This is a genomic window from Caballeronia sp. SL2Y3 (genome assembly GCF_022879575.1).
Classification (GTDB): Bacteria; Pseudomonadota; Gammaproteobacteria; order Burkholderiales; family Burkholderiaceae; genus Caballeronia.
This window is the reverse complement of record NZ_CP084260.1, coordinates 2,409,379-2,429,331: the sequence shown is the minus strand read 5'-3', so window position 1 is coordinate 2,429,331 and position 19,953 is coordinate 2,409,379. Positions and strand designations below refer to the sequence as shown.

At 63.9% G+C, this 19,953-nt stretch carries 20 protein-coding genes; 7 read left to right on the top strand and 13 right to left on the bottom strand.

All coding sequences use genetic code 11. The features are described from left to right. Window positions 1–91 precede the first annotated feature (91 nt). On the bottom strand, window positions 92–1,222 hold the full coding sequence (locus LDZ26_RS11435; RefSeq protein WP_244847332.1) for a mannitol dehydrogenase family protein: 1,131 nt from the start codon (window positions 1,220–1,222) through the stop codon (window positions 92–94). A gap of 267 nt (window positions 1,223–1,489) precedes the next feature. On the opposite strand from LDZ26_RS11435, the gene LDZ26_RS11430 reads away from it, so the two are divergent. Then, window positions 1,490–2,188 (top strand): FadR/GntR family transcriptional regulator, encoded by a 699-nt coding sequence (locus LDZ26_RS11430; RefSeq protein ID WP_244847331.1) that lies wholly within the window; start codon window positions 1,490–1,492, stop codon window positions 2,186–2,188. Window positions 2,189–2,236: 48 nt separating this feature from the next. On the opposite strand, the gene LDZ26_RS11425 is transcribed toward LDZ26_RS11430, so the two are convergent. Then, on the bottom strand, window positions 2,237–2,557 hold the full coding sequence (locus LDZ26_RS11425; protein WP_061125643.1) for a hypothetical protein: 321 nt from the start codon (window positions 2,555–2,557) through the stop codon (window positions 2,237–2,239). 385 nt (window positions 2,558–2,942) lie between these two features. Here LDZ26_RS11425 and LDZ26_RS11420 point away from each other — a divergent pair, with 385 nt between their 5' ends. After that, window positions 2,943–3,812 (top strand): SAM-dependent methyltransferase, encoded by an 870-nt coding sequence (locus LDZ26_RS11420; RefSeq protein ID WP_244847330.1) that lies wholly within the window; start codon window positions 2,943–2,945, stop codon window positions 3,810–3,812. Here LDZ26_RS11420 and LDZ26_RS11415 read toward each other — a convergent pair whose 3' ends face one another. Continuing rightward, complete coding sequence (locus tag LDZ26_RS11415; protein WP_244847329.1) at window positions 3,813–4,367, bottom strand: DUF1415 domain-containing protein; 555 nt, start codon at window positions 4,365–4,367, stop codon at window positions 3,813–3,815. Beyond that, complete coding sequence (locus LDZ26_RS11410; protein WP_244847328.1) at window positions 4,364–5,023, bottom strand: TetR/AcrR family transcriptional regulator; 660 nt, start codon at window positions 5,021–5,023, stop codon at window positions 4,364–4,366. Before LDZ26_RS11410 ends, LDZ26_RS11415 begins: the two co-directional genes overlap by 4 nt. Window positions 5,024–5,135: 112 nt before the next feature. On the opposite strand from LDZ26_RS11410, the gene LDZ26_RS11405 reads away from it, so the two are divergent. Both LDZ26_RS11405 and LDZ26_RS11400 read left to right on the top strand, forming a co-directional pair. Next, window positions 5,136–6,419: an MFS transporter gene (locus LDZ26_RS11405; protein WP_244847327.1), complete on the top strand. Its 1,284-nt coding sequence runs from the start codon at window positions 5,136–5,138 to the stop codon at window positions 6,417–6,419. A gap of 74 nt (window positions 6,420–6,493) precedes the next feature. Continuing rightward, window positions 6,494–7,090: a nitroreductase family protein gene (locus LDZ26_RS11400; RefSeq protein ID WP_244847326.1), complete on the top strand. Its 597-nt coding sequence runs from the start codon at window positions 6,494–6,496 to the stop codon at window positions 7,088–7,090. A gap of 757 nt (window positions 7,091–7,847) precedes the next feature. On the opposite strand, the gene LDZ26_RS11395 is transcribed toward LDZ26_RS11400, so the two are convergent. Next, window positions 7,848–9,335 carry an MFS transporter gene (locus LDZ26_RS11395; RefSeq protein WP_244847325.1) on the bottom strand — a complete coding sequence of 496 codons (1,488 nt, stop codon included), beginning with the start codon at window positions 9,333–9,335 and terminating at the stop codon, window positions 7,848–7,850. Window positions 9,336–9,520: 185 nt separating this feature from the next. On the opposite strand from LDZ26_RS11395, the gene LDZ26_RS11390 reads away from it, so the two are divergent. After that, a complete protein-coding gene (locus LDZ26_RS11390; protein ID WP_244847324.1) occupies window positions 9,521–10,771 on the top strand; it encodes an Hsp70 family protein in 1,251 nt (416 codons plus the stop codon). A gap of 88 nt (window positions 10,772–10,859) precedes the next feature. Here LDZ26_RS11390 and LDZ26_RS11385 read toward each other — a convergent pair whose 3' ends face one another. Beyond that, on the bottom strand, window positions 10,860–11,063 hold the full coding sequence (locus LDZ26_RS11385) for a cold-shock protein (RefSeq protein ID WP_007000074.1): 204 nt from the start codon (window positions 11,061–11,063) through the stop codon (window positions 10,860–10,862). Window positions 11,064–11,515: 452 nt separating this feature from the next. On the opposite strand from LDZ26_RS11385, the gene LDZ26_RS11380 reads away from it, so the two are divergent. Continuing rightward, window positions 11,516–13,108 carry an APC family permease gene (locus LDZ26_RS11380; protein WP_244847323.1) on the top strand — a complete coding sequence of 531 codons (1,593 nt, stop codon included), beginning with the start codon at window positions 11,516–11,518 and terminating at the stop codon, window positions 13,106–13,108. Between the two features lie 85 nt (window positions 13,109–13,193). Here the strand turns inward: LDZ26_RS11380 and LDZ26_RS11375 are convergent, their stop codons facing one another. The 7 genes from LDZ26_RS11375 to LDZ26_RS11345 form a co-directional block, all read right to left on the bottom strand. Further along, window positions 13,194–13,979: a class III extradiol ring-cleavage dioxygenase gene (locus LDZ26_RS11375; RefSeq protein ID WP_244847322.1), complete on the bottom strand. Its 786-nt coding sequence runs from the start codon at window positions 13,977–13,979 to the stop codon at window positions 13,194–13,196. 99 nt (window positions 13,980–14,078) lie between these two features. Then, a complete protein-coding gene (locus LDZ26_RS11370) occupies window positions 14,079–14,678 on the bottom strand; it encodes a UbiX family flavin prenyltransferase (RefSeq protein ID WP_305038306.1) in 600 nt (199 codons plus the stop codon). 13 nt (window positions 14,679–14,691) lie between these two features. Continuing rightward, window positions 14,692–15,003 carry a Grx4 family monothiol glutaredoxin gene (grxD, locus tag LDZ26_RS11365; RefSeq protein WP_244847321.1) on the bottom strand — a complete coding sequence of 104 codons (312 nt, stop codon included), beginning with the start codon at window positions 15,001–15,003 and terminating at the stop codon, window positions 14,692–14,694. Window positions 15,004–15,066: 63 nt separating this feature from the next. Continuing rightward, entirely contained in the window at window positions 15,067–15,903 is an 837-nt protein-coding gene (prmC, locus tag LDZ26_RS11360) for a peptide chain release factor N(5)-glutamine methyltransferase (protein WP_244847320.1), read from the bottom strand. Next, window positions 15,900–16,982, bottom strand: a complete 1,083-nt coding sequence (gene prfA, locus LDZ26_RS11355) for a peptide chain release factor 1 (RefSeq protein ID WP_175946602.1) — start codon at window positions 16,980–16,982, stop codon at window positions 15,900–15,902. The genes prmC and prfA overlap by 4 nt, the downstream gene beginning before the upstream one ends. Before the next feature lie 99 nt (window positions 16,983–17,081). Next, window positions 17,082–18,380 (bottom strand): glutamyl-tRNA reductase, encoded by a 1,299-nt coding sequence (gene hemA, locus LDZ26_RS11350; RefSeq protein WP_244847319.1) that lies wholly within the window; start codon window positions 18,378–18,380, stop codon window positions 17,082–17,084. 169 nt (window positions 18,381–18,549) lie between these two features. Beyond that, window positions 18,550–19,362, bottom strand: a complete 813-nt coding sequence (locus tag LDZ26_RS11345) for a galactosyltransferase-related protein (protein WP_244847318.1) — start codon at window positions 19,360–19,362, stop codon at window positions 18,550–18,552. 304 nt (window positions 19,363–19,666) lie between these two features. Between LDZ26_RS11345 and LDZ26_RS11340 the strand changes: the two genes are divergently transcribed. Further along, window positions 19,667–19,939: a hypothetical protein gene (locus LDZ26_RS11340; RefSeq protein ID WP_244847317.1), complete on the top strand. Its 273-nt coding sequence runs from the start codon at window positions 19,667–19,669 to the stop codon at window positions 19,937–19,939. Window positions 19,940–19,953 lie beyond the last annotated feature (14 nt).

Sequence of the window (19,953 nt, the reverse complement as noted above, 5' to 3'; positions counted from 1 at the left end):
CGTGTCGGCCGGTCCGCCTCATGCCGTGCGGCGGGCCGTGTTGATGGAATTCAGTGTGTTGTCCGCTTCTGCGGCGGACTGGCGTGGCTAATCAGTGGGGTGTCGTTCGCAAGGCCTCGCGCAGTCGTTTCTGCTCGACATCGAGCTTGAGCTCGCTAGCGAGTTCGATGACCGGCTGGAAGCGCCGGGCCTTTTTCTCCTCATGATTGCGCGCGATGTCCGCAAGGCGATGCACGAGAAACGGGTTCTCGAACCGGTCACGCACGCTCGCGAGATATTCCGTGGCAACGTCGTGCTGGCCGAGTCCGGTGAACACCGGTAGCACTTCGTCACGCCAAACTGTTTCCAGCGGGTCGCGGTAAGCGGGGTCCCGCATGGCGTCGAGCACGGTCATGTCCGGCGCGCCGTTGCGCGTACGCCAAAGCTCGGCCAGCATCGTGTGGCCGAGGTTGAGCAGCAGCAATTTGAGCCGTTCGTAGTGCGCAAGATCGTCGGTCACGACGATATCTTCGTGCTCGCACGGCAGCACCATGCGCGGCTGCCGCTCGATGGCCCACAGCGCGTAAGGCTCGGCGATCGCGCCGACCGGAACGATCGGCTCCGAAACGATACGGTCCACGAGCGAGTTGACCCAGATGCAGTCGTTCGTCAGATAGCTGATGAAAGCGTCGTCCAGTTTCCACCCGCGCGCGACGCCGCACACGAGGTCGCGCAGCGTGTCGCCATTGCGGGAAACCAGTTCGCAGGGCAAGAGCGTGATCGGCTCGGCGCCCGCGCCGAAGCGCGCATGCAAGAGCACCGCGAGCTTTGCGGCGAAGCCGCGCGGCGTGCGGCGGCCGTCGAGCAGGTCGGCGGTGTCTTCATCGAAGAGCGCGTAGCCGGCATCGGCCGTATTCGAGACGATGACTTTCACGTCGCGCTGAATGCGTTGCAGGAGCAGCGGCCAGTCTTCGTTCGCGTGCAGCGCCTCGGTGATCGAATCGCTTTCGATGGTCACGTCCACGGTCTCGTCGCCGCGCCGTCCGCGAATGCGCACCGGATAGCGTCCCGTTGCACGCAGCGCATCCGTGCGGGCGCGGCTGTCCGCGCTCGACGTGGTCTGCACGACCGTGATCTTGCCGAGCGCCTTCGATGGATCGCGCCGCGCCGCCTCGGCGACGAAAAGGTCCACGTGCGCTTGCAGAAAGCGGCTCGTGCCGAACTGAAGAATCGGATTGCTCATGATTGCGTCGCTCACGTCGTGCGGGGCATTCGCCGTGCCCGCGACGGATGGCGTAATGGGCTCGGTGGTCCCTGTCTGGAAACGGTTCCAGCAGGATCGAAAAAAAGATGGCCACGTGGCCTTACCAGATCGCATACTAGTAGCTTCAATCGCGATTGGTCAAGCCACTTGTAAGCAGCCAATGTTCGCTGAACCGCTTGTCTACGGTGCTTCAGCGCCTCGCCTGATTACAATTCACGTTTTCCCCGAGCTTTCAGGAGTCAGCACGTGAGTGTGAAACCACCGGAGACCCGGCGTCTTTATTTGCAGATCGCCGACAAGCTGCGCGGGTTGATCGACCAGAAGGATTTCGCGCCGAACGGCCGGCTGCCTTCGGAGCGCGAACTGGCGCAGACGCTCGGCGTGTCGCGGCCGTCCGTGCGCGAGGCGCTGGTTGCGCTCGAACTGGAAGGGCGCGTCGAGATTCGGATGGGTTCGGGCGTCTATATCAGTGCGACGCCGGCTGCGAAGCCGCCGCGCGCCGAAGCCGAACTCGGCGAGAGTCCCATCGAGATCATGAATGCGCGCAGCGTGATCGAGGGCGCGATTGCCGCGAGCGTCGCACCGTTCGCGCGGCCGAAGGCGCTGAAGGCGCTGCGTACGGTGTACGAAACGATGGCGCGCGAAGTGGAGAACGGCCTCATACCCATGACCGCGGATCGCGCGTTTCATGTCGCGATCGCGCAGATGTCCGGCAACGACGTGCTGGTGCGGACCGTCGGCGCGCTCTACGACGAGCGCCATAGCCCGCTGTCATCGACGCTTCGGGGGCATTTCGAGGGAGAAGAAACGTGGGCGGCCGCGCTGACGGAGCACCGCGACATTCTTGAAGCGCTCGAAGCGCGCGACGCGGTTCAGGCTCAGGCCGCCATGCAGCGGCACATGCGCAATTCCGCGGCGCGCCTCATGACCAAACGCAAGACGTAAAGCCGGCGCGTCCTCGGAGGGCGGGCCGGCTTCAGGCGGGACGGCGCGTCAGCCAGGATAGGCTTCATCGACCTTCAAGCCGGCTAGCTTGAAGATCACGCGCAGCGTCTGCGGGGCGATGTCCCGGCGCGACGCGAGCGTCGTCAGCACGAAGTCCATCACCTTCGCGTACTTGAGCATGGTCAGGCATGTTTCGATATCGGTGGAGCCGTCGCGCATCGATTCTGCCAGGCGCAACATTTCCACGGAAATCTCTCGGGCCATCTCCAGCTCGAGTTGCTGCTTTTCGCTCCACGCGGGCATTGCGGTCAGTGCCGCGAGCATCTCCTGAAACTGCTTCTCTGCTTTTTTGTCCGGGATCGCATCCATCGCCGTCCTCTCTTGATCATGGCGCCGGCGAGTCGCATTCGCCGCGCTGTGCGTTAGGTGTTACGTAACAGAGCCACACGCGGCGACAACGAAAGCGTTGCGAAACGCGGCTTTGCTACCCAGCTTGTTGCTCCTGCCTTGTTGCATCGTCGTGCGATCTTCCGGGTCGCATCGTGTGCTGTCTGTATCAATGGCCTCATTGTCAGACGATGCACGATCCGTTCCACGCGCCCTTTCGGGCCACGTTTGCCATCCAACCGTCAGGCGGAACAAGAGCGTCTTTGCGCTTTTGGGTAAACTTCCTCTTTTGAGACGGCAGAACCAGCGGTTAGCGCACATTCAGCGCGAACATGCCCCGCTTTTCACACTCGAGTCACTGATTACGATGGCCAAGAAGTCCACTGCCGCGTCGCCCGGCGCGTCCGATCCGCAAACCAAGCATGAAATCCGTCCAGGACAGTCCATCGAACTGCTGAAGGAACTGCACATCCTCACGCGCGACGGCAAGATGAATCAGGACAGCCGTCGAAAACTGAAGCAGGTCTACCACTTGTTTCAGTTCATCGAACCGCTTCTGGCCGATGTGCACCAGCGGCAAGGCTCCGTGTCGCTTGTCGATCACGGAGCAGGGAAGTCTTACCTGGGCTTCATTCTCTACGATCTCTTCTTCAAGACTCTGCGCGATCGGTCACACATCTATGGCATCGAGACGCGCGAGGAGCTGGTAAAAAAGTCGGAGGAATTGGCACAACGGCTCGGCTTCGATCGCATGTCCTTCCTGAATCTGTCGGTGGCCGAATCGATTCATTCCCAGCAATTGCCGGACACGGCCGATGTCGTGACCGCATTGCATGCATGCAATACCGCAACGGACGACGCCATCCATTTCGCTCTACAGAAGAAGGCGAAGTACATCGTGGTGGTGCCGTGCTGTCAGGCGGAAGTCGCGTCGGTGCTGCGCAAGAACAAGGGACACGCGCTCTCGAAGAATGTGCTGACCGAAATGTGGCGGCATCCGCTGCACACGCGCGAATTCGGAAGCCAGATCACCAACGTGCTGCGTTGCCTGCAACTCGAATCGCATGGCTATCAGGTCAGCGTGACCGAGCTCGTAGGCTGGGAACATTCGATGAAGAACGAACTGATCATTGCGCAGTTCAAGGACTTGCCGCGCGGCCGTCCGGCGCAGCGGCTCTCGGATGTGCTCGAAACGCTGGGGCTCGACGAGCTCCGCGAGCGTTTCTTTACGCAGTAGTTAGCATTTCTTCATCCACGCCTTGAAGCCGTCGTGCCCGAGACGGCGCAGCGTTTCGATGTTGCGCTCGTAGATGTCGGACGCGTCCGGAAACGCGGCGACCGCGCGATCGATGCTCGCTTCGCGCAACAGATGGAAGATAGGAAACGGGGCGCGATTCGTGTAGTTGTCGATATCGTCTGCTTCGGTGCCGTCGAACTGATACTGCGGATGAAAGCTGGCAATCTGCAACTCGCCGGCCAGCTTCAGTTCGCCGAGCAGACGTTCGGCAAAAAAGAGCGCGTCGTTGTAATCGGTGAAATCGGCGAAGGCGTCGGGCGTGATGAAAAGCGTCGTGTCGATGGCCTCAGGATCGCTTTCGTGCAATAGGCGCAATTCGTCCGCGAGTTCCACGACCACGTCTTCCACGGTTCGCGCTTCGCTCACTACATAGCGGATCTGTCCCTTCACGTGCACGCTCTTGGCGAACGGGCACAGATTGAGGCCGATGACCGCTCGCGTGAGCCAGTGCTCGGTGGCCGCGATCACTCCGTCGCGGGTGCTTCGGTCCTTCATGAGCTTTCCTGATTTCCTTGCGGGTGATTGCCTTTCTTGCATGCAGCATCAACGAGCGTGCGCGCCACGCGCGAAGCCGCGCGCAGCGGCCCCGACCCTGGGCCATAAGTCTGACTCGTCGCGTACACGCCATCGAGAAGCAGTGCCAGCGATTCTGCCAGTTCGACTGGCTGTTCGGCGCCGGCCGCCTGACATTTTTCGATGAAGCGCGTCATCACGTAGTGTTTGTTGCGCTCGACGAGTTGCCGCGCAGGATGCGTCGGGTCGCCGAACTCGCACGACACGTTCACAAACGGGCAGCCGCGATAATCCGGCGCACACGCCCGCTCGACGAGATCGTCGAACGCCTGCACGAGTTGTTTCGCCGGATCGCCCGGATGTTTGTCGATGCTCGCCTCGAGCCGTTGCCGGAAGCGGTCGTCCATGCGCTCCAGATACGCGACGACGAGCTCGTCCTTCGACGCAAACCGCCGATACAGACTCATCTTGTTGACGCCGGCCCGCTCCACGACGGCATCGACGCCGACCGCGCGAATGCCTTCGCGATAAAAAAGTGCCTGCGCCGCGTCGAGTAGTTGCTCCTGCGCCGTCGCGCCGTCGGTCCGAACCTGACGGCGGGCAGGGGATTTAGCCGGGGCGGCGGATGATCGTGTCAAAGTCGGGTCCTCGAGAACTGCTTGGGTCTTGACATGTTACCGATCAGTAACTAAGCTCGCAACTCCAATGTGACTGACCAGTAACGAAGAAAATCAACGAAGCGGAGCGGCGATGAATTGGGTAGCGAAACGGCTCGAAGGCCGCATGCACTACGGATGGGTGACGGTGGGCGTCGTGTTTCTGGTGCTGCTGGCCGCAGCCGGCACGCGCGCCACGCCGAGCGTGATGATGCTGCCGCTCGAAAAGCAGCTCGGCTGGTCACGCGGCACCATTTCGCTGGCCATCTCCATCAATCTCGCGCTGTACGGCTTGACCGGCCCGTTCGCCGCCGCCGCGATGCAGCGTTTCGGCGTGCGCCCGACCTTGCTCGCCGCGCTGGCCACGCTGGCGGCGGGCGTCGGCGCGTCTTCGATGATGACCGCGCCGTGGCAAATGGTGCTGGTCTGGGGCGTGGTGGTCGGTGGCGCGACGGGCGTCGCTGCCCTGACGCTCTCGGCGACGGTCGTGAACCGCTGGTTCACGACGCATCGAGGCCTCGCCATGGGCATTCTCACTGCGAGTTCGGCCACCGGTCAGCTCGTGTTCCTGCCGTTCCTCGCGTCGATTTCCGAGCACCACGGCTGGCGGCCGGTCGTATTCGTGGTCGCTGTGGCGGCGGCGGTCGTGCTGCCGCTCGTCGCGTGGCTGCTTCCCGAGCGTCCGGCCGATGTCGCGCTGCGGCCCGTCGGAGAGGCCGCCGGCACGCCGCCCGCCGCCGCTGCGGCGCATAAGAATCCGATCAAGGTGGCGTTCGGCGCGCTGTCGTCGGCGAGCAAGACACGGGATTTCTGGCTGCTTTTTTTCAGCTTCTTCGTCTGCGGCGCGAGCACGAACGGCTACGTCGGCACGCATCTGATCGCCATGTGCGCGGATTACGGCATGACGCAGGTGCAGGGCGCGACGCTGCTCGCCGCAATGGGCATTTTCGATCTCTTCGGCACCACGCTTTCGGGCTGGCTGTCCGACCGCTTCAACGCGCGCGTGCTGCTCTTCTGGTACTACGGGCTGCGTGGGCTGTCGCTGATGTATTTGCCCTATGCGTTCGGCATCGACTTCTTCGGTTTGCCGGTCTTCGCAGTGTTTTACGGCCTCGACTGGATCGCCACCGTTCCGCCGACCGTGCGCCTCGCCACCGACGTCTACGGCAAGGAATCCGCGCCGATCGTGTTCGGCTGGATCGTCGCGGGGCATCAGCTCGGCGCGGCGTTCGCGGCACTGGGCGGCGGCATGCTGCGCTCCAGCCTCGGCAGCTACACCGTCGCCACGATGATTTCCGGCGGTCTGTGCCTGGTCGCGGCGGTGGCGGTGCTGCGCATCAACCGGGCGGGGCGTGCTGCCGGCGTGGCCGCTACCTGACGCGATAGCGGTGTCTGCGTGCTGCGGCGTCCTTGTTTATGCTTGACGTTTCTCACATGACAAGGAGTCACGCCATGAGTGCAAAGCCCGCTCCGACCGATATCGACATCCACGATCTGCTGGCCGGCCGCTGGAGCCCGCGCGCGTATTCGGACGAGCCGGTCGACCGCGCGCAGTTGCATCGGTTGCTGGAAGCGGCCCGCTGGGCGCCGTCGTCGAGTAATTTGCAGCCGTGGCGGTTTCTCGTGTTCGACCGTTATCGCGACGAAGCGGCGTTTCAGCGCGCGTTCGACACGCTCGTGCCGTTCAACCAGAAGTGGAACGCGAACGTGCCGTTGTTGATCTGCGTGGCGGCGTCCACGCTGACGCCGAAGGGCGAGCCGAATCAGGCCGCCGCCTACGACACCGGCGCGGCGGCGATGGCGCTCGTGCTTCAGGCGCACGCGCTGGACCTCGCGGCGCATCAGATGGGCGGCTTCGATCGCGACGCCTTCCGCGCGGCGTTCTCGGTGCCGGACGACGTGCAGTTGATCGCGATGATTTCGGTCGGGCATCACGGCGACGCGAGTCAGCTGGACGAAACCCTGCGCGAGAGGGAAAGCGCGCCGCGCACGCGTCGGCCGCTGGGCGAAACGGCGTTCGAAGGCGGGTGGGGCAAGGCGTTCGGTTGAGCGAGGGTGGGCGGTGATCGCCGGGCATTGCTTAACGCCAGCTCGATGGGCGAACGCCTGCGAAGGCGAGACCGCGCCGCGCACGCGCCAATCAAGTCTGAAACGAGATAATCTCGGTCGGGCATTACGCGATGCGAGTCAGTTGGACGAAACGCTGCGGAAGAGGGAAACCGCGCCGCGCACGCATCGGCCGTTGGGCGAAATGGCGTTCGAGGGCGCGCGGGGCAAGGCGTTTGATTGAGCGAGGGCGGCAGGCGATCGTCGGGCATTGCTGAACACCAGTTCACTGCGCGAAAGCTGCGAAGGCGAAACCGCGCCGCGCACGCGCACGTGCCGATCACGTTCTAAACGGGACGTTCGACGGCGCGGCGGCAGTGAGCGTGTCATCACAGCCGAGCGTGTTAGACGAAAGCCTGTGAGAGAAGAAAACCGCGCCGCGCTCGCGTCGGCCGTTGGGCGAAACGGCGTTCGAGGGCGCGCGTAGCACCGCACTCGCGAGCAAGGGTCGTCGGGGTCGCCGAGCGCCGGCTCGCTTGACGAAATCCTGTCCGAAAGCAAATCGGGCTGCGCGCGCCCGCTCGAAAAACGGCGGTCGGAAAGGCGCGAACAGGCGTTCCTCAACCTGGGCCGTCGGTATTCGTTGACATCGCGGGGACGCCACTCGGCTGGACGAACGCTTTGCGACCGCAAAACGGCAGCGCGCCCGCCAAGTGCCGTGCGAAAGCGCGCGAAGCAAGCGTCTCGCTGACGCGCAAACTCAGCGATCGTCCGCAGCCGACAGCGGCCGAGCCACCTCCTCCAGCGACTTTCGCTCCGCCGCGACGCCCCAAATGCCCGCGACCACCGCCGCCGCGACCATCAGCCCCGAGCCGATCAGATAACCGATAAACACCGCGCCGCGCTCGTGCGTGTCGATCAAGTGCCCGAAAAGCGCCGGTCCGATGATTCCGCCGAGCGCCGTCCCGAACGCATAAAACACGGCGATCGCCAGCGCGCGGATTTCGAGCGGGAACGTCTCGCTCACCGTCAGATACGCCGAACTCGCCGCCGCCGACGCGAAAAAGAAGATGACCATCCACGCGATGGTCTGCGTGGTGACGGTGAGCATGCCTTGCGTGAACATCCACCCGCTGATCGTGAGGAGCACGCCTGAGGTCGCGTACGTGAACGCGATCATCCGGCGGCGGCCGAGCACGTCGAACAGCTTGCCGAGCAGCACGGGCCCCAGGAAATTGCCGGCGGCGAACGGCAGCACGTACCAGCCGATGTGATCGCCCGGTACGTGATAGAAGTCCGTCAGCACCAGCGCGTAGGTGAAAAATATCGCGTTGTAGAAGAACGCCTGCGCGGTCATCAGCATCAGCCCGACGAGCGAGCGCCGCCGATGCACCTTGAAAAGCGTATCGGCGACTTCGCGCAACGGCGTATGTTCGCGGGCGTGCAGCCGCAGCGGCTTGATCGGCGTGTCGGGCACGGTCACCCCGTGCTCGCGGAAATGCGCTTCGATTTCTTCGACCACCTGCCGCGCTTCGTCTTCGCGGTTGTGCGTGATGAGCCAGCGCGGGCTCTCCGGCACCCACATGCGCATGAAGAGAATCGTGAGGCCGAGCGCCGCGCCAATCAGAAAGCAGCCGCGCCAGCCCCAGTCGGGCGGCAGCATGCCCGGATCCAGCAGCACCAGCGACCCCGCTGCGCCGATGCCCGCGCCGACCCAGAACGTGCCGTTGATCGCGAGGTCGGTCCAGCCGCGCAGCCGGGCGGGCGTGAACTCCTGGATCGTCGAATTGATGGCCGTGTATTCCCCGCCGATGCCCGCGCCCGTCAGGAAGCGAAAGAGCACGAACGAGGCGAGGTCCCACGAAAACGCGGTTGCGGCGGTGGCGGCCACATAGAGAAACAGCGTGATGAAGAACAGCTTGCGCCGTCCGAGCCGGTCCGTTAGCCAGCCGAAGCCGAGCGCGCCGATGACCGCGCCTGCAATGTATGCGCTGCCGCCGAAGCCGACATCTGCGTTCGAGAAGCGCAGCACCGGACTCGTTTTGAGCGCGCTCGCGACCGCGCCGGCGAGCGTGACTTCGAGTCCGTCGAGCAGCCAGGTGACGCCGAGCGCCAAGACAATCAGTGTATGAAAGCGGCCCCACGGCAGACGGTCGAGCCGGCCGGGCAGATCTGTCTCGATAATGCCGGACCGCTCACCTGAAGGGGCTGTCGAACGGGTGTCTTCGGGTGCGCTGGTTTCGTTCATGGCGTCCGGTTGTCGGCGGTTGAGCGACGCAGAGGCCGGAGCAAGCTGCATTCCGCTTTAGTCGGCTCAACCGTACAGGCGATATTTAACTCGCGAAAGATTGATGACCCACGCGTCGCCGTGGTACAAACCCCGTCCACGTTTTTTGATACGCGGCGTTGCCTCGTAACGCCGCCGCGAATCCCATGACCTATTGCGCGATCGATTTCGGCACGTCGAACTCTGCTGTCGCCCTGCCCGATGGCCTGCGCATGCGGCTCGCGCCCGTCGAAGGCGACGCGACCACGCTGCCGACCGCCGTCTTCTTCAACACCGACGAGAACGAGCAGTCGTACGGCCGGGCGGCGCTGGAGGCGTACATCGACGGCTTCGACGGCCGCCTGATGCGCTCGATGAAGAGCATTCTCGGCTCGCCGCTCGCGGACAACGTCACCGATCTCGGCGACGGCTCGGCCATCAAATACACCGACGTCATCACGCTCTTCCTCCAGCACCTCAAGCAGAAGGCGCAGGCGGTGGCGCCCGATCCGCTGACGCGCGCCGTGCTGGGCCGGCCGGTGTTTTTCGTCGACGACGACCCGCGCGCCGACCGCATGGCGCAGCAGCAACTCGAAGCCTGCGCGCACGCGGTCGGTTTCCGCGAGATTCACTTCCAGTTCGAACCGATCGCCGCGGCCTTCGACTACGAAGCGCGTCTCACGCAAGAGGGACTCGTGCTCGTGGCGGACATCGGCGGCGGCACGTCGGACTTTTCGTTGGTGCGCGTGGGGCCGGAGCGGGCGCGCCATCTGGATCGCAAAAGCGATGTGCTCGCGCATCATGGCGTCCATGTGGCCGGCACCGATTTCGACCGTCGCGTCGAACTCGCGACCGTTCTCCGGCAGCTCGGCTATCAGGCGCTCGATCCGCAGGGCCGCGAAGTGCCGAACCGGGTCTATTTCGACCTCGCGACGTGGCATCTCATCAACACCGTCTACACGCCGAAGCGCGTGGGCGAATTGCAGTTGATGCGTCATCTGTACGTCGATCCGCGTCATCACGACCGGCTGATGCGCGTGGTCGACCGCCGGCTGGGGCACGCGCTCACCGCACACGCCGAAGAAGCGAAGATCGACGTCTCGGCGGGCGGCGCGACCGAGATCGACATGGAGGAGATCGAGGAGGCGCTGCGCGTGCCGTTCGACGAGCAGCAGCTGATCGAGGCGGGAAAAGACGAGACGCGGCGCATCGTGGAAGCGGCGCTGGAGACGGTGAAGCGCGCGGGCGTCGCCGCGGCGGATGTCGGCGCGATCTATTTCACCGGCGGCACGACCGGCCTGCGCTTTCTTTCGGAGGCTCTCGCGGCGGCGTTCCCGGCGGCGCAGCCCGTGTTCGGCGATCGGCTGGCGAGCGTGGCGACCGGCCTCGGCATCTACGCGCAGCGCGTGTTCGGCTGACGCTCCCAACCGTTACATTCGCCTGATCTTTTGCACGGCCCAAAGCAAAAACCCCGCGAATGCGGGGTTTTTTTCGATCGAGCGGGTCTTAGACCGGCTTGATGTTTGCAGCTTGCTTGCCCTTCGGGCCGGTCTTGACTTCGTAGCTGACCTTCTGGTTTTCCTGAAGCGTCTTGAAGCCTTCGATGCGGATTTCCGAGAAGTGCGCGAACAGATCTTCGCCGCCGCCATCCGGGGTGATGAAGCCAAAGCCCTTTGCGTCATTGAACCACTTGACGGTACCGGTTTCCATATTACTTATTCCAAAAAATTTGATGATTAAGGCCGAAGCCAGGGGTGCATGAAAATCAAGGAAGGGGCAATGGGACCAACCGGAGTACCGTGATGGCGAACTACGAAAGAACCACTTCACTCGCCACTTGAAATCCTGCAAGAAGGTTTATACGGCGAAACCATTTCGCGGTCAAATAATATCCGACCAGTCTGAAGGGATTTTTTGAGACACGATCCGATCGCTTTCGCACGACCCGTTTCTTCACTGCCAGCAGCCCGTCACACCGCCCAGAAATGCTGAATTCTGAGCCACCCGGCTGCAATCGAAAGGTGCAACCGTTAAACTACGCGCCTCGTCAAGAGGGGTTGCACCAGCGTCGCCGTGTCGCCGGCACTCATACCGGCACCCCGGCGAATGCGGCCGCTTAGCCGTGTTCGACTCGCGTGCGACGCGAGACATTGGAGAAGATCGTGAAGAGTTCGATACAAAGAAATATCGGGCCGTTGGCGTTGATGCTGACCGGCCTGGGATCCATCATCGGTTCGGGCTGGCTGTTCGGGGCGTGGAAAGCGTCGCAGATCGCCGGGCCCGCCGCCATCTGCGCGTGGGTGATCGGCGCGGTCGTCATTCTGGCGATTGCGCTGACGTACGCGGAGCTGGGCGCCATGTTTCCGGAATCGGGCGGCATGGTGCGCTACGCGCGCTACTCGCATGGCGCGCTCGTCGGCTTCATCGCGGCGTGGGCCAACTGGATCGCCATCGTTTCGGTGATCCCCATCGAGGCCGAAGCGTCCATTCAGTACATGAGCACGTGGCCGTACGACTGGGCGCACGCGCTCTTCGTCAACGAGACGCTGACCACGAGCGGGCTCGCGCTGTCCGCGCTGCTCGTCATCGTCTACTTCATGCTGAACTACTGGGGCGTCAAGGTGTTCGCGCGGGCGAACACGGCCATCACCATCTTCAAGTTCCTGATTCCCGGCGCGACCATCGCGGGCCTCATCTTCACGGGCTTCCACTCGGAGAACTTCGGCACGGTGTCGAGCTTCGCGCCCTATGGCTGGCCGGCCGTGCTGACGGCGGTCGCGACGAGCGGCATCGTGTTCAGCTTCAACGGTTTCCAGAGCCCGGTGAATCTGGCCGGCGAAGCGCGCAACCCCGCGCGCAGCGTGCCGTTCGCCGTGGTCGGCTCGATTCTGATCGCGCTCGTGATCTACGTGCTGCTTCAGATCGCGTACATCGGCGCGGTGAATCCGAGCGACGTCATGCAGGGCTGGAAGCACTTCCACTTCGCGTCGCCGTTCGCGGAGCTGGCGATTGCGCTCAACCTGAACTGGCTCGCCGTGCTGCTCTATATCGACGCGTTCGTGAGCCCGAGCGGCACCGGCACCACGTACATGGCTACGACCACGCGCATGATCTACGCGATGGAGCGCAACAACACCATGCCGAAGATGTTCGGCAACGTGCATCCCTTCTACGGCGTGCCGCGTCCGGCCATGTGGTTCAACCTCATCGTCGCGTTCATCTTCATGTTCTTCTTCCGCGGCTGGGGCACGCTGGCGGCGGTCATCTCCGTGGCGACGGTCATTTCGTACCTCACCGGCCCGATCAGCCTGATGGCGCTGCGCCGTTCCGCGCCGGATCTGGAACGCCCGCTCAAGTTGCCGATGATGGGCGTGATCGCGCCGTTCGCATTCGTGTGCGCGTCGCTGGTGCTTTACTGGGCGAAGTGGCCGCTGACGGGTCACATCATTCTGCTGATGGTGGTCGCCTTGCCCGTGTACTTCTACTTTCAGAGCAAGACGGGCTTCGCCGGCTGGGGCCGCGACCTGAAGGCGGCGTGGTGGCTGATCGGCTATCTGCCGTCGATGGCCGTGATGTCGCTCATCGGCAGCAAGCAGTTCGGCGGCAGCGGCCTGTTGCCGTATGGCTGGGATATGGCCGTGGTCGCCGTCATGTCGCTGCTGTATTACTACTGGGGCGTGCACAGCGGTTATCGCTCTGACTATCTGGACGAGCGCGAAAGCCGCGACGACATCCTGCACGAAATCGGCGCCTAAAGCGTCACCTAAGCGTCATCCGCTGCAGTAAAACGAAGCCCGCCTGGACCAACGCTCAGGCGGGCTTCGTCGTTTCTGGGCCGGATTAAGCGTCCGCGAAAACGTAGTTCGTCATCGCCAGCGCGCGCTGGAACGTGCCGAGCGACTGGATGCGCAGCTCGTAATCATCCGCCGCCGCGCCGATGGCGCCGAAGACAGGCAGCAGATGCTCGTCCGTCGGATGCATCAGCGCGGCGTGCGGCGCGCGGGCGCGATAGTCGATGAGCGCGTCGATGTCCCGCGCTGCGAGCCGCGACTCGAACCAGTCGGTGAACTCGACCACGCGCGGATCGGCGTCTTCCGGCCGCGCGCCGAAATCCGCCATGCGCAGATTGTGCGTAATTTGCCCGGAACCGACGATCATCACGCCGTCATCGCGCAGATCACGCAGCGCCCGGCCGACGCGAAAGTGATGCGCGGCGTCGAGGCGCGGCTGAATGGAAAGCTGCGCGACGGGCACGTCGGCGTCCGGGAACATCAGCAGCAACGGCACCCACGCGCCATGGTCGAGTCCGTGGACCGCCGTTGCGCTCGGCACGCCGTGAGCCGCAAGCAACGCGGCGGCGCGTTCCGCAACCTCCGGCGCGCCCGGCGCCGGATAGCGCAGTTGGTACAGCGCGGGCGGGAAGCCGTAGAAATCGTGGATGGTGTCGGGCCGCGAGGCGACGCTCGCCACCGGTTGCGCCGTGCCCCAGTGCGCGGACAGTACGAGAATCGCGCGAGGCTTCGGCAGCGTCGCGGCGAGCGCGGCAAATTCGGCGGATGGCATGGCCGGGTCGATCGGCAGCGTCGGCGCGCCGTGGGAGATGAAGACGGTCGGTAGTCGGCTCATGGCAGCAGCCTCGGAGGATGAGATGCCACCAATGTATAGCCAGCCGCAACGAAGATAAACGGCGGCCGGGGCAACGGATTATGTCCGCCCTGTTGGCAATCAGTCGCTTGCGCCGCCCATGCCCGGCCACGCGGCAGCGATCGGCTGCGCCATGCCGAAGAGGTCGATGACGCGGGCGACGGTGTGGTCGACCATTTCGTCGATGCTCGCGGGCTTTTGATAGAACGCCGGAAGCGGCGGAAAAATGACGCCGCCCATTTCGGTCACGGCCGTCATATTGCGCAGATGCGCGAGATTGAACGGCGTTTCGCGCACGAGCAGCACGAGCCGGCGGCGCTCCTTGAGCACGACATCGGCGGCGCGGGTGACGAGGTTGTCGGAGAGACCGTGCGCGATGCTCGCGAGCGTGCGCATGGAGCAGGGCGCGACGATCATGCCGTCCGTCGCAAAGGAACCCGAGGCGATGCTCGCGCCGACATCGCGCACGTTATGCACGACGTCCGCGAGCGCGTTGACGGCGGCTTTGTCGAGATCGAGTTCGTGCTGGACGTTGAGCCAGCCCGCGCTCGACACGAGCAGATGCGTTTCCACGCCGCCCAGCCGGCGCAGCGTCTCGAGCAGACGTACGCCGTAGATGGCGCCCGTTGCCCCGGTCATCGCGACGATCAGCCGTCGCTTGGCGGCAGCGGACGCACTCACTTGCAATGCGGCTTTAAGCGGCGGCGAAAAGCTGCTGCAGTTCGCCTGACTGATACATCTCCATCATGATGTCCGACCCGCCGATGAACTCGCCGTTCACGTAAAGCTGCGGAATGGTCGGCCAGTTGGAGAATTCCTTGATGCCCTGGCGAATGGCGTCGTCTTCGAGAACATTCACCGTCGTGATCTGATCGACGCCGCACGCCTTCAGCACCTGAATGGCGCGGCCCGAGAAGCCGCACATCGGGAATTGCGCGGTGCCTTTCATGAAAAGGACGACCGGGTTCTGATCGACGATCTGCTTGATGCGTTCTTGCGTTTCCATGGCGTTCCTGCGAAGAAGGTAAGTCTCGAAATGATAGCGGATTTCGCCTGTCCGGGCGCTCGCTCAGACCGGCGCAAGGCCGCCGCTGATCCGTTCGATGCCCGCGAGATCGCGCAGCGAACGCACGGCGGTGAAGCCGCGCGCGGACAGCAACTGGCGCACGGCGTCGGCCTGATCGTAGCCGTGCTCGATCCACAGCGCGCCGGTCGGCGCGAGCAGCAAAGGCGCCGTCTCGACGATAACGCGGATCGCCGAAAGCCCGTCGGCCTCGTCGGTGAGTGCGCCGCGCGGCTCGAAGCGCAGGTCGCCTTGGGCGAGATGCGGATCGTCGCACGCGATATACGGCGGATTACTGACGATCGCATCGAAGCGCAGCGATGCATCGACGTTCGCGGTCCAGTCGCTTTCGATGAACGTGAGCGCGCCGCCCGCGCGAGCCGAATCGAGCAGCCGATCGGCATTGCGCCGGGCGACAGCGAGCGCGGCGGGCGAGCGGTCCACGGCGAAGACGCGCGCATCGGGCCGCGCGTGGGCGATCGCGATGGCGATGGCGCCGGTTCCGGTGCCGAGATCGAGCACGCGGGCATTCGGCGTCCCGGCGATGGCGTCGAGCGCCGTTTCGACGAGCAATTCGGTTTCCGGACGCGGAATCAGCACGTCGGGCGTCACGTCGAAATCGAGGCCGAAAAATTCGCGCTTGCCGGTCAGTTGCGCGATCGGTTCGCCCGCGCCGCGCCGCGCCGCGAGCGCGTGGAACTGCGCGACGGCCGTCGCATCGAGCGTTTCGGCGTCGCGCGTGATCAGTTCCGTGCGCCGCCAGCCGAGCACATGCGTGAGCAGCACGCGCGTCTCCAGCGCCGGCAGCGGCGAGGCGCGCAGCAAGTCCGCCGCGGTCGTCACTCCGCTTCCCCGAGCGCCGCGAGCAGTTCCGCCTGATGCTCGGACACGAGCGCGCCGATCAGTTCGTCCAGGTCGCCGTCCATGATGTATTCGAGCTTGTAGAGCGTCAGATTGATGCGGTGATCCGTCATGCGCCCTTGCGGGAAGTTGTACGTGCGGATGCGCTCCGAGCGGTCGCCCGAACCGATCAGGCTCTTGCGCGTCGCGGCTTCCTTCGCGTGCTGCTCGTGATACTGCTTGTCCTTGATGCGCGCGGCGAGCACCTTCAGCGCGCGATCCTTATTCTTATGCTGCGAGCGGTCGTCCTGACATTCGACGACGATGCCCGTCGGCAAGTGCGTGACGCGCACGGCCGAATCCGTCTTGTTGATGTGCTGGCCGCCCGCGCCCGACGCGCGGAACGTGTCGATACGCAAATCCGCCGGATTGATGACGACTTCGCTGATTTCGTCGGCCTCGGGCATGACCGCGACCGTGCAGGCCGACGTGTGGATGCGCCCCTGCGTTTCCGTCGCCGGGACGCGCTGCACGCGATGCCCGCCCGATTCGAACTTGAGCCGCGAATACGCGCCTTGTCCCGCGATTCGCACGATCACTTCCTTGTAGCCGCCGAGATCCGAGACGCTTTCGGACATCGTCTCGGCCGTCCAGCGATTGCGCTCGGCGTAGCGCAAATACATGCGCAGCAGATCGCCCGCGAACAGCGCCGATTCATCCCCACCCGTGCCCGCGCGGATTTCGATGAAGATATTGCGTTCGTCGTTCGGGTCCTTCGGCAGCAGCATCGTCTGCAGATCGCTTTCGATTTTCGCCATGCGCTCGCGCGCCTCGCCTATTTCCTCTTCGGCGAAATCGCGCATCGAAGGATCGGCGAGCAGTTCCTGCGCGGTGGCCTCGTCGGTGAGCGCCTGACGCCAGAGCGCATATTGCTCGACGATCGGGCTGATTTCCGCGTGCTCGCGCGTGAGCTTGCGGTACTGGTCCATGTCGGACGTCACGTCTTCACGACTCAGCAGTTCGTTGAGATCGACCTGCCGTTTTGCAAGCTGGTCGAGCTTGCTTTGCATGCTGGTTTTCATCGGGCGAGAATGACGCGCTCGGGCGTCAGGAAAAACTGCAATCGGAGAAGCCGCCGCGCATCAGACGCGGAGCATTTGAGAATAGCAAAGAGACGGCCGCTAACGGTCCGACGAATCGCTGCCGGCGCCGCCGTGGCGGTAGAAGCCGCTCATCAGGTCGATGAGCTGGTCGCGCTCTTCGCGGCTCGCGCGGTTGAGCGCGTGCGTGGGGCCGTGAATGAGCTTGTTCGTGAGGGATTGCGACAGCGCCTCCAGCACGGCGGCCGGATCGTCGCCGCGCGCGAGCAGCTTGCGGGCGCGTTCGACTTCGGCGCGGCGCAGCGCGTCGGCCTGCGTGTGCATGTGGCGGATGACCGGCACGATGCTGCGCGCATCCAGCCACTGCATGAAATTGGCGACGCGCGTTTCGATGATCGCTTCGGCCTGCGCGACCGCCGCTTGCCGCGACGCATTGCCTTCGCGGACGATGGCGCCGAGGTCATCCACCGTATAGAGGAACACGTCGTGCAGATTGCCGACTTCCGGCTCGATATCGCGCGGCACGGCGAGATCGACCATGAAGATGGGCCGATGCCGCCGCGCGCGCACCGCGCGCTCGACCGCGCCGAGACCGATGATCGGCAGCGTGGACGCCGTGCACGACACGATGATGTCGAACTCGTGCATGCGCGTGGGCAGCTCGGAGAGCCGAATCGCGCGGCCGTTGAAACGCTCCGCGAGCTTTTCGCCGCGTTCGGCGGTGCGGTTCGCGACGACGAGTTCGCGCGGATTTTGCGCCGCGAAGTGCGTGGCGCAAAGCTCGATCATCTCGCCCGCGCCGATGAACAGCACGCGCTGGCTCGAAATATCTTCGAAGATGCGCTCGGCGAGGCGCACGGCGGCGGCGGCCATCGAGACGGATTGCGCGCCGATCTCGGTCGTCGAGCGCACTTCCTTCGCGACCGCGAACGTCCGCTGAAAAAGCTGATTCAGATACGTGCCGAGCGCGCCCGCTTCCGACGCGGTGCGCACGGCGTCCTTCATCTGACCGACGATCTGCGTTTCGCCGAGCACCATCGAATCCAGACCGGACGCGACGCGAAAAGCGTGGCGCACGGCTTCGGACTGCGGCAGCGCGTAGACGTGCGGCGCGAGTTCCGAGACCGGCAGATTGTGATACTTCGACAGCCACTGGATGGCGGCGTCGCGCGCGGCGGTGTCGTCCGTCGCGCAGTAGAGTTCGGTGCGGTTGCAGGTGGACAGAATGGCCGCTTCGGGCGACGCCTTCGCGAGCGGGCCGAGCCAGACGTCCTTCAGCGCGGAGAGCGCGGGCTTCAGCTGTTCGAGCGGAAACGCCACGCGTTCGCGCAAGGCGACAGGCGCAGTGTGGTGGTTGATTCCGATCGTGAGGAGCTGCATGTAGTTATGCGTTGGCCCTAAGCCGTTCGCCTTTCAGATAGCCCAATATTATAGCGTTTTAGGAATTCGTTCATTTATAGGCGGCATTCGGGGACGGACCGCGGACGGCGGCGCGGGGCTCGCGGAAAATCCGGCGTCGTTCGGCGCGACAATCGACCGCAGTGGACGCTTAATCGAAATATCGGGCGAGTTGGGCGGCGCGCGCTTCGAGTTCGGGAAGCGGCATGGCGTGCGTTTCGGCGGCGGCTTCGCGATTCCGCTGGGCGGCGGCGATCGCGTCCTGGCGCGAAGTGGCGTCGTGATGGAGATGAAACAACGCCGCCCGCGATTCGGGAATGGAATGCCAGCGCACGCCGAGGCGCGTCGCGCGCGTGAGCAGGTCGTCGTCTTCGCCGCCCCAGCCGGTGAAGCGCGGATCGTAACCGCCCACGCGCATGTATTCGGACCGCTTCATCAGCACGATTGCGCCCGGCGTATTTTCGTAGAGCACTTCCATTCCATCCGGTAAATCGGATTCGAGGTACTTTTCCAGTGCCGCGTAGTTTCCGGACCGGATGAAGTTGCTCCGATAATCGCCCGTGATATTAATGACGCGAAGGAACGGGCACAACGCATCGCTCGCTGTTCCGTCTCTCAGCGAATTAAGGCTGATCAGCATATATTCCGGATTGGCGATCATATCCGCGTCGTGAAAGCAAATAATATTGCCGGTGCATAAACGCGCGCCGAGATTACAGAGTTTCGCTTTCGGAAAAGGCCCGTCGTCGTGAATAAAGATATGGCGGATTTTCTCGTCACCGAAACCCGACCAGTGGAAGGTCGGCGTGGCGTCCGCTTCTATCAGATAGAGCACGTAGTCGCAGTAAGTGAGGTCGAGGTGGCGCAGCACGCCGCGCAGATTCTCGCGCCGCTCTTGCGTAGCGCCGCGATAAGTCATAACCAGTTCGAGACCGCCGAGAGAGATCAGTTTGTTGTGGCTCACGATGCTTTGTACACCTTTCACTGAGAAATGCCTCGGCTTTCAGCGCGACAACATTTGACCGAAAGAATTGCTAGGCCGCGAATCAACGTTATTCGATTGACTTCTCGGCGCTAAACGTATTTCGGAGTTTAACACTCGCGCGTCGTTTCATTTTTAGGCATATTCGCAGAAACAAATTGTGAAATTGAACCGATATGCCGCCTTCCGGGCGCTTGCCTTCGCCAACCCGGCCCCCTAAACTCGTTCGCTTACGCCCGGCGCCGCGCGCCGTTTTACTTCTTCAGAGCACTGGAGCAGCGTCCCGATGAACTGGGTCGGCTTGGTTTTTCTTGGCGCGGTCATCGGCGCGGCAGGCTGGTGGCTGCATCCGCTGCGGCGGGCGGGGCGCGTCGGTCGGGGCGCGGCGGGGCGCGTGTGGGCCGCAATCGTCGCGGGCATCATCGCCACCGTCGTCGCGCGCATGTTCGGCAATGTCGTCGATGTCTATCACGACGGCGAGACGCTCGAATGGTTCGCCTGCACGCTGTTCGCGCTCCTCGCCGTGACGGCGACCGTCGGGCTGGCCGCGCGCCGCTAGAGTTTTCGTATCTT